This is a genomic window from Streptomyces sp. NPDC005485, assembly GCF_040606085.1.
Lineage (GTDB): Bacteria > Actinomycetota > Actinomycetes > Streptomycetales > Streptomycetaceae > Streptomyces.
The window spans coordinates 1-9,357 of record NZ_JBEXDZ010000244.1 but is presented as its reverse complement, the minus strand read 5'-3'; the positions used below and the strand labels follow the sequence as shown (position 1 = coordinate 9,357).

The 9,357-nt window shown below is 68.9% G+C and carries 8 protein-coding genes and 1 pseudogene; 3 read left to right on the top strand and 6 right to left on the bottom strand.

Features of this window, described 5'->3' with window-relative positions; all coding sequences use genetic code 11:
* Positions 1–123: 123 nt before the first annotated feature.
* The gene (locus ABZS97_RS41895; protein WP_356148388.1) at positions 124–771 is read right to left on the bottom strand and encodes a methyltransferase domain-containing protein; all 648 of its coding nucleotides are present in this window, start codon (positions 769–771) and stop codon (positions 124–126) included.
* Between the two features lie 127 nt (positions 772–898).
* Positions 899–1,812, bottom strand: a pseudogene (locus ABZS97_RS41890) (IS982 family transposase).
* Between the two features lie 70 nt (positions 1,813–1,882).
* On the opposite strand from ABZS97_RS41890, the gene ABZS97_RS41885 reads away from it, so the two are divergent.
* Positions 1,883–2,272 carry a hypothetical protein gene (locus tag ABZS97_RS41885; protein ID WP_356148384.1) on the top strand — a complete coding sequence of 130 codons (390 nt, stop codon included), beginning with the start codon at positions 1,883–1,885 and terminating at the stop codon, positions 2,270–2,272.
* Between the two features lie 394 nt (positions 2,273–2,666).
* Here the strand turns inward: ABZS97_RS41885 and ABZS97_RS41880 are convergent, their stop codons facing one another.
* The 4 genes from ABZS97_RS41880 to ABZS97_RS41865 form a co-directional block, all read right to left on the bottom strand.
* The gene (locus ABZS97_RS41880) at positions 2,667–3,290 is read right to left on the bottom strand and encodes a hypothetical protein (protein ID WP_356148377.1); all 624 of its coding nucleotides are present in this window, start codon (positions 3,288–3,290) and stop codon (positions 2,667–2,669) included.
* Positions 3,291–3,669: 379 nt separating this feature from the next.
* Complete coding sequence (locus tag ABZS97_RS41875; protein WP_356148374.1) at positions 3,670–4,134, bottom strand: nuclear transport factor 2 family protein; 465 nt, start codon at positions 4,132–4,134, stop codon at positions 3,670–3,672.
* Positions 4,135–4,216: 82 nt separating this feature from the next.
* Complete coding sequence (gene fabG / locus ABZS97_RS41870; protein WP_356148369.1) at positions 4,217–4,990, bottom strand: 3-oxoacyl-ACP reductase FabG; 774 nt, start codon at positions 4,988–4,990, stop codon at positions 4,217–4,219.
* A gap of 89 nt (positions 4,991–5,079) precedes the next feature.
* A complete protein-coding gene (locus tag ABZS97_RS41865) occupies positions 5,080–6,672 on the bottom strand; it encodes an MFS transporter (protein WP_356148365.1) in 1,593 nt (530 codons plus the stop codon).
* Between the two features lie 314 nt (positions 6,673–6,986).
* Between ABZS97_RS41865 and ABZS97_RS41860 the strand changes: the two genes are divergently transcribed.
* The gene (locus ABZS97_RS41860) at positions 6,987–8,537 is read left to right on the top strand and encodes an FAD-dependent monooxygenase (RefSeq protein ID WP_356148360.1); all 1,551 of its coding nucleotides are present in this window, start codon (positions 6,987–6,989) and stop codon (positions 8,535–8,537) included.
* 193 nt (positions 8,538–8,730) lie between these two features.
* Entirely contained in the window at positions 8,731–9,171 is a 441-nt protein-coding gene (locus ABZS97_RS41855; RefSeq protein ID WP_356148358.1) for a hypothetical protein, read from the top strand.
* The last annotated feature ends 186 nt before the right edge of the window (positions 9,172–9,357 follow it).

Genomic DNA, 9,357 nt, shown 5'->3' with positions numbered 1-9,357 from the left:
ACGCAATCCCCGCAACTACCTGGCCTTTCTCGGCCTCGCCGCAGCCATGTGCTGCTACAAGCGCCTCGTCCGCCTCACCACGTAGGACACGGTCTAAGACGTTGGGTCATCAGCAGCCCCTGCTCAGGCTCTGCGGGCCAGCAGCTGGATCTCCTGGAACTGGCGCCGGTCGGTGGGCTGAGGTTCGCGGACCATCCGGGCCACCTCCGCCAGCCCGGCCGTACGCAGCAGCGCGGAGAGATGGTCGGGCCACCACCGGTAGGCCGGCGCGACGGCATGATCGAAGACCTGCGTGAGGTGAGAGGGACCGTCGGTGGCCGAAAAGCCGATCAGAAGATGGCCGCCAGGTGCCAGCACACGGGCGAACTCCGCGAAAATGACGGGGAGTTCCTGCGGCGGGGTGTGGATGACGGACCACCGGGAGAGCACGCCGCCCAGCACACCGTCGGCGATGTCCAGCGCGGCCATCGAGCCCACCTCGAACCGCAGGCCCGGACAGTCCTGCCGGGCCAGCTCGATCATCGCGGGCGAGGCATCCACGCCGAACACCGAAACCCCCAACTCGGCCAGATGCGCGGTGACATGACCGGGCCCGCACCCCACATCCACGACCTGAGCCCCTCCACCGGCCCCTACGGCCTCGGCGAAGACCCCCAGCATCGCGCGGTCCAGGGGCCTGTCCTGCAGAGCGTCACGGAACTGCTGCGCATAGACGGAGGCGGCAGCGTCGTAGGCCTCGCGGGTGGCACTCAGAGCATCGTGTTCGACCATCCCTTGATCTTCGCAGGGAATCCCGGTCTTCAGGCCGGGCGGGAATGCGATCCTCGGCCCGCAGGCGCGCAGCGCCGGAGTTCACTGCGTTGTCAGTGGCCTCCGCTAGATGATCTATTCCAAGGGGTCAGTGATCGTAGGCGATCAGTGAGCGTAGGACGGTTTGTCCGGTGGCGTCGTTGTGCCAGATCGCGGCGGTCAGCGCGAGGATGCGTTGCATGACGCGGGCTATGACACCTCCGGGTGTGCGCCCTCGGTGCCGTTCGAGGTCAAGCTGTCCCTTGAAGGTCTCGTTGATCGATTCGATGACCTGTCGCAGCGGCTTGAACAGGGCTGCGCCAGGCCGTTCCCGTTCACCTTTACGGGCAGGCCGCAGCAACTGGACTCCATGCTCGGACAGTTCGCGTTCGAAACCACGGCCGAAGTAGTTCTTGTCGCCGATGAGAGTCCGTCGGGGGCGCTCTCGCAGAAGCTCGCATTCGGCTGCCAGGAGGTCAGGAGGGTCTCGCGTTCGTCGGCCTTGGCCCCGGTCAAGGCGAAGGCGATGGGCAGGCCCTGAAGGGTGCAGACCAAGTGCAGGCGCAGGCCCCAGAAGAAGCGGCTGTGGCTGGCGCAGTAGCCGTATTCGGCCCAGCCTGCCAGGTCGGAGCGTTTGACGGTCTCGCGGGAGCGGCCGCATTCCACCGGGGTGGAGTCCACGACCCATACGTCGTCGCTCCACACCGAGGTGGTGGTGGCCAGGATCCGGTTGACGCTTCGCATCAGACCGGCGGCCTTGCGCAGCCGCTTGTTGTAGCCGGGCTGCTGGGGCAGGTAGGGGAAGAGGTGGCGTAGGTGGGCACGGGCATGGCGGAGCCATTTGGCCTCGGAGGTGTAGCCGAGTATGGCCTGCATCGTGGCGAGGGTGACCAGTTCGGCATCGCTCAGGCGGGGCGTAATGCCGACCGGCGGGCGCCACGGCGCCAGGTCGGGATGCTCCTTCAGGATGTCGTCGGTCGTCGCATAGAGTGCTGTCGCGAGGGTGTCCACGTCGTTCGTCACAAAACGACCTTGGACACCCTCGTTCTCGTCTCCGCAGGCGCCCCTTGGACCACACCACCAGGAGGAACCAGTGTCATACCCGCAACTGCTCCCCCCAGAGGAGAAGCTCGCCGACGCGAAGAAGCTGTTGAGCCTCCCGCGTATCGTCGTGATCTGCGGCTCCACCCGCTTCATGACCGAGATGAACGAGGCCGATCTGCGGGAGACCAAAGCCGGAAAGATTGTCGTCAAACCGGGCTGTGACATGAAGTCGCCGCACGAACTTTGGTCCGATCCTGTCGAGGCCGAGGCGCTGGAGGTTCGACTCGACGATCTGCACCGGGCGAAGATCCGGCTCGCTGATGAGGTGCTCGTAGTCGGCGACTACATCGGAGACAGCACCCGAGCCGAAATCGCCTACGCCCGGTCGCTGGGCAAGCCCGTGCGGTTCACGCACCCCGAAGTCGACCCTGACGCCTGACTGCCCTGCCACCTCGACAACCACGGCCAGCAGCCCGCCGCCTGACCGTCTCGCGGTGGCTTCGGCCGCCTGTGGGTGGCCAGTTCAGATTCCCCGCTCGCGGCCAGTTGACGGGGAGACAACTGGCCGCGAATGTGACGGTGGGTCACGGCAAGAGGTGGGGCGGGATCAGGAGCCGGGTGTCCCCAGCCGCCTAGTGATGAATTCCTTCCAGGATCGGCAGTGCCTCGAAGCGGGTCGGGACGCTGGTGACCCGCTCATAGATCCTGGCCATGTCAGGGAAAGTGATCTCGTCGCCGGAGAGTTCGATCTGGCGGCCGACGTAGTCCCGCGGGCAGTCGAAGGCGGTGGCGGCGAGCAGTGGGTCGACGACGGGGACTGACCGTACGGGGGCTTACGGAGGATTCGTGGGCGTACCCGCACGAGTCATGCCGACAGCCGTAAACGTTGCTGCCGCTGCCGTGGCAGCAGCAGTGAATGCGACGACCAGCCACATACCCCCGACAGGGGCATTCGTCTGCGGCGCGGCGAAGCCTCCTGGCGCCGCGTACACCACGAGCCGGTCTCCTGCCTCCGCGTCGGCGGGGCATGCCTTCCCGACCGGGATGAGCTCCGACTCCCTCAGATTCCGCTCGAGTTCCGTGCCGTCGAGGCGTTCCAGCGAGCACTCCCACCAGAACCGGGTGACCTTCCCCGTCGGGGAGTTCCGCTCATGCCGTACGGACTCCGTGACGACGGTGTCCACCGGCTTGCCCCACACAGCGAGCACGGCCTGGTCGAGAAACGCCAGCAACCCCAGAGCCAGGAGAAACTCCACAACCGCGGCCACCCCGAAGTGCCAAGAACCAAGACGGACGAAGCACACGCCGATCAAGGAGAACCCCACGCCGAGGACCAACAGCGTCGCAACGACCGCCACCGCCGGGTGAGGCCACCACGCGGGAACCAGCACCACCGCGGCCACGGCCAGCCCGCACATCAGCACGGAAGCGGCGACGCCCAGCAGGACGCCGACCACCCACAACTGTGGTCTCCCTCTCACTGCCCCCTCCTCAACTGCTGTAGTCCTCAGGCGCATTCATGCCCAGCCCGTCGGCGGTCTGACCCAGGTGCGAGCGACCATCCCGCAAGCACGCACGGTTACTCACCGATCTGGCCGTACGTGGGGAGTTCTTGATGGCCGCTGTCAGCCGCCGCCCACCCCACACCCTCCGCAAGCATCCCTTGGAATTGATCATCTAGTTCCCGGCGCTGACACGAGCCGCGAGAACACCTGATCCTCCCGCGCCCCGGGGGCGCAGCGCGCGACTGCCGGCGGCCAAGGGGGCCGCCGGCAGTCGAGGGAGGGTTTCTGGAAAACCGGGAGAACCGGGAGAAGGAGCGCCGGGGAGAGGGGTTCAGGCGGCAGCGGTGCGGTTTCCCTGCGCGTCCAGCGGCGACCACCACAGCGCCGAGGTGGCCGCGCCGTCGCCGAGTATGACGCCGCGGCCTTCCACGACCCGCCCGTCACGCCAGCGCAGCAGGTGCAGCGCGGTGACGTCGAGCAGGTCGTACGGTGAGGTGGAATCGGAGGGCGCGCCGGCGCGCAGCGCCCAGTTCTTGTTGACGTCGACCGAGTAGCCGTCCGCCGCATTGGCCATGATCGTCACGTTCTCCGCCCGGTAGCTACCGGCGGACAGCTTCCCGACGGTCCCGAGGAAGCCGAGGAACGCATCCAGGCCCTCGTGCCATCCGGCATGGGCGTGGTTGCCGGGGATCTCGAAGCGCAGGTTCTCGTCCCAGTACTCCAGCATCTTGTCCCGGTCACCGCTTGCCAGAGCGATGAAGGCGTCCTGGACGCGGTCGGTGGTCAGTTCGGGCATGGAAGAACTCCTTAGGAGAATGACAATGAGAATGGGGAGGGGAGTGGGGGGAGGCCGGGCGGCCGTGTGACGGGAGCGCCCGTCAGCTCAGCGGGCCGCCGGCGACGTAGAGGACCTGGCCCGAGACGAAGCCGGCACCCTGCCCGCAGAAGAACGCGATGGCTTCGGCGACGTCCGAGGCGGTGCCCACCCGGCGGACCGGGATCTGCGCGGCGCAGGACTCCTGGAACTCCTCGAAACTCAGGCCCATCCGCTCGGCGGTGGCGGCGGTCATGTCGGTGGCGATGAATCCGGGTGCCACCGCGTTGACGGTGACGCCGAACGGGCCGAGTTCGATGGCCAGCGTCTTGGTGAAACCCTGCAGGCCCGCCTTGGCGGCGGCGTAGTTGGCCTGGCCGCGGTTGCCCAGCGCGGAACTGCTGGACAGGTTGACGATCCGGCCCCAGCCGGCCTTCGTCATGTGCCGCTGGACCGCGCGGCTCATCAAGAACGCGCCCCGCAGATGCACGGCGAGGACGGTGTCCCAGTCCGCCTGCGACATCTTGAACACCAGGTTGTCGCGCAGCACTCCGGCGTTGTTCACCAGGATGCCGGGGCTGCCCAGCTCCTCGGCGATCCGCTCCACCGCGCTTTCGACCTGCTTTTCGTCACTGACATCGGCGCCCACCGCCATGGCGCGGCCGCCGGCGTCGAGGATCGCCTGCACGGTGGTGTGGCAGTTGCTCTCGTCGAGGTCGACGACGGCGACCGCGTGCCCGGCCGTGGCCAGCCGGCGGGCGGTGGCGGCACCGATCCCGCGGGCCGCCCCGGTGACCACCGCGACGCGCCCCGGTGCGCGGACGCTTTCGCTCGTCATGCTGATTTCTCCCGTCGAAGGGGGCCCGGCCATCGGGCGTGAAGGGCGTAAAGGGCGTGAAGGGTGTTGTGGGGCGGGGGAGTTGGTGCTCAGGCCCCGACGGGCACGTTGGTGTCGGCCTCGGCCTGATCGGGTGCGGTCTGCTCGGCCTGCGCCGCGGCAGCCGCGCGGGACTTGGCGCCCACCACGGCCACCAGCAGCGTGGCGCCGGCGGCGAACGCGGCCAGGATCCACAGCAGTTGGTGCAGGCCGGAGGTGAAGGCGTCGGCGCCGATCTGGTGGAAGGCGGCGCGTGAAGCCGCCGGCACGGTGTCGGTGGGGCCGCTGAGCTGGCCCTGGTTGAGGGCGTCGGCCAGGGCGCCCGGCTGGTGCCCGTAGGGCCCGGGGTAGGCGTCGAGCTTGCTGCCGATCTGCTGGCGGGTGAACGTCGCCAGCAGGGTGCCGGCCACCGCGATGCCGATGGCCTCGCCGGCCAGGCGCATCGTGTTGAACATTCCGGCGGCCATGCCGGCCCGCTCGGCGTCCACACTGGAGACGGCCGCGCCGTCCATCACACCGAACGACACACCGATGCCGATACCGATGACCGCGAAGGGGCCCAGCGCCGCCCAGTTGCTCACATCAGGGCTCAGCACCGTCAGCCAGGCCGCGCCGATGGCCGTCAGGGCGACCGAGGCGGTGACCATGTGGCGCACCGGGATCCACCGCAGCAGCGCACCGGCGATCATCGGGAAGAAGATCGTCGGAACGGTGAGCATCAGCATGTCCACACCGGCGTGCATGGTGCTCTGGTCCTTGACCGCGGTCAGGTAGGTGGGCAGGTACACCAGCAGCGGGGTGAAGGCGAAGACCAGCGCGACCACGCCGACGCACAGCGACACGAACTGCGGCTGGCTGAACAGCTTCAGGTCGAACATCGGGCGTTCCTGGTGGCGTTCGACGTAGACGAAGGCGACCAGCAGGACGGCGAACACCGCGTATGCCGCGATGTTGAAGGGGGAGGCCCAGCCCAGCTGGGAGCCCTCGAGCAGGGCGGCGATCAGCGCGGCCAGCGCGCCGCTGAAGGTGAAGGTGCCGGCCCAGTCCACGCGGGTGGCCTGCGGGTCACGCGACTCGGGCAGGAACACGGTCAGGGCGACGACCACCGCGCCGGCGATCGCGGGAACCAGGAACACCGAACGCCAGCCGAAGTTGGTGGACAGCGAACCCGCGACGAACGGCCCGAACGCCATGCCGATGCCCACCGCGGTACCAAAGACACCGAAGGCCTTGGCGCGTGCCGGACCGTCGAACACCTGGGCCAGCAGGGCGCTGCCGGAGGTCAGGACGGCCGCGGCGCCGACGCCGGCGACGGCGCGGGCGATGTCCAGCAGCACGATGCCGTTGGACAGCGCCGAGATGAGTGAGCACAGCGCGAACAGCGCGATGCCGGTCAAGAACACCTTGCGCCGGCCGAAGCGGTCGGCGAAGGAACCCGCCGCGAGCATGAAGCTGGCGAACGTGAGGTCGTAGCCGTTGACGATCCACTGTCCGGCGGCGAGCCCGTTGTGGAAGTCGGCCGCCACGCCGGGCATCGCCACCGACGCCCCGGTCAGGGAGATCGGAAGCAGCAGGGAGGCCAGCACCACCGCGGTGAGAGTGATCACCGGGTGGCGGGCGGCGGAGGGGGGTGTGTCCTTCATCAGCATCCTTGTCGGGTCGCAGAAACACTTGTCGCGTTCACAAGCGGGGGAGGCGCCGCAATTTCACTGGCAGGGAATTTGGGCGCAGTGCGAAGAGGCACAGCCAAATCTATGGCCGGGCAAGGATGTTGAGAATTCCCCCTTGGGTCAGCCCGCGATGTCACTTTGGAAACACCGGGACTTGTCTTGCAGCCGGAATCCTTCCGCCCCGCCGGCCCCGTGCCTAGCGTGAGGTGACGTCCCACACCCCGTCCGCGCCATGCGAATCAGCCATGCGGATCAGCCATGCGAATCAAACGAACAGGACTCTTTCCGTGAACGAACCAGTCGTCGTGGTGGGTGCCGGTCCGGTCGGCCTTGTCCTTGCCTGCGAACTCCTTCAGCAAGGAATTCCGGTACGGATTCTCGATGCCGCACGCGGGCACACCGCGCATTCCCGGGCCACCACCATCTGGCCTCGCCCGCTGGAACTCCTTCGCCGTATCGGCGTGACGGACCAACTGCTCGACGAGGGCTTCAAGGTCCGCGGTGTCTCCTACCTCTCCAACAACCGGCACCTGGCGACCGCATGGCTGGACCGGCTCGACACCACACCCTTCCCCTTCGCGCTCGGCATCCCCCAGGACCGCACCGAGGCGGTCCTCGAAGCCCGCCTCCAGGAGCTGGGCGGCAAGGTCGAACGCGGCGCCCGCCTCACCGCGCTGGACGCCTCGGGCCCGCGCGCGCACGCCACGTTCGAACTCCCCGGCGGCGCCAGCGAACAGATCGACGCCTCCTGGATCATCGGCGCGGACGGCGCGCACAGCACCGTGCGAAAAGAGCTCGGCATCGCCTTCGCCGGGGCGCAGCTGCCGGTCAACTTCGCCATCACCGACGCGCAGCTGTCCGGCGACCTGCCCCCCGACGTCGTCCACTACTGCTACACCGCCCAGGGCGGCATGGCGCTGGCCCCCGTCGCACGCGGCGTGCACCGGGTCGCGGTCAGCGTGCCGCCCGAACTCGCCGAAACCGAACCCTCCCGCGACTTCTTCCAACGCGTGCTGAGCGAACGCGGCCCCGGCGGCGTCACCCTGGGCGAACTGCGCTTCAGCGCAGTCTTCCGCGTCCATGTCCGCTCCGCGGAACGCTTCCGCAGCGGCCGCGCCCTGCTGGCCGGAGACGCCGCGCACGTGATGAGCCCGGCCGGCGGGCAGGGCATGAACACCGGACTGCAGGACGCCGCCAACCTCGGCTGGAAACTCGCCGGCGTCCTGCGCGGCACCCTGCACGAATCCGCCCTGGACAGCTACGACGCCGAACGCCGGCCCGCCGTCCACGCAGTCGCCAAGACCACCTCCCTGCAGACCCGCTGGGGCATGCTGACCCACCCCGCACAGCTCGCCCTGCGCGACGCCGCCGTACGCACCGCCGGCCGCACCGGACTCCTGCAGCGCTACCTCTCCCCCCAGATCGCCCAGCTGGAGGTCACCTACCCGGCCACCCCCACCGCCCGGCGCACCCGCACCACCCTCCAGCCCGGCGCCCGCCTCCCCGTCCTGCTCGGCGCCGACACCGGCGCCCCGCACGGCTGGACCACAGCCGCCGCCGACACCTACACCGTCCTCCTGCACGCCGGCCGCCACCGCCCCGCCGACTGGAACCACACCTGCACGCAGGTGCGACAGGCCCTCGGCGACCGGGCCGCGGTCATCGAGTGCCCGCCCACCCACGGGCCGCTCGCCCGGGCACTGGGCAACAAGCCGATCGCCGCGATCGTCCGCCCCGACGGCCACGTGCACGCCCTCCTCGACCCCGCCGGCCCGACAGCCCTTGCGGCCGCGGTGGAACAGGCCCGCACCGACCCGCAGCCCGTCGGCACTTCATGAACAGCGCGAGGTGAGCATCCCCGGGCCCTGACGGGCACTCACCTGCCTGCCACCTGTGGCCGACCGCCCCCTGTCTGGCCGATCGGAACTGAGGTAGAAGTGAAGGCTGTGCAGCATCCGGTCGGCCCGTGCCTGGGGAGGCACAGCCGTCTGCCGAACCGTTCGCTACGACCGATCGTTTCAGGGGGGCAACATGCGCAGACATTTACGTGCCTGGACTCTGGTGGCCGCGGGCCTGCTCACCGCGGCCACCGCTCCGGCCTACGCGGCTGACACCCCGCCGGCAAACCCGACGGCGCGCTCCGTGCACTACACCGTGCACGACCTCGGCACCCTGGGCGGCACCCGCAGCGCGGCGGCCGCCATCGACGGCCACACCGTCGTCGGAAGCTCACAGACCAGCGGCAACGCCGCCGAACACGCCTTCGCCTACGACCTGCGCGCCCACACCATGACCGATCTCGGCACGCTGGGCGACTCCAGCCGGGCAACCGACGTGCAGGGCAACCACGTCGTCGGCGAGTCGGACCTCGCCACCGACGGCCCCACTCATGGATTCACCGGGTTCCTCCGAGGATGCCCCGGTCTTCAGGCCGGGGAGGAGTCGGACTCCTGCGGAGCAGGGCAGGGGTAGCCGGACCGCCGTCAGGGCGATCCGGTGTCCGCCCCGCACAGCGGTGATGCCGCCCACAATGATCAAGAACTCTCAACTGTCAGTCCTCCCAAGTAGGTTCGGATGCATGACGACAGAAGCGGCCACGAAGGACACCGGGTATGCCCGGTACACCTTCCGTGTGCGCCTGTCGAACACGGCCAGGCG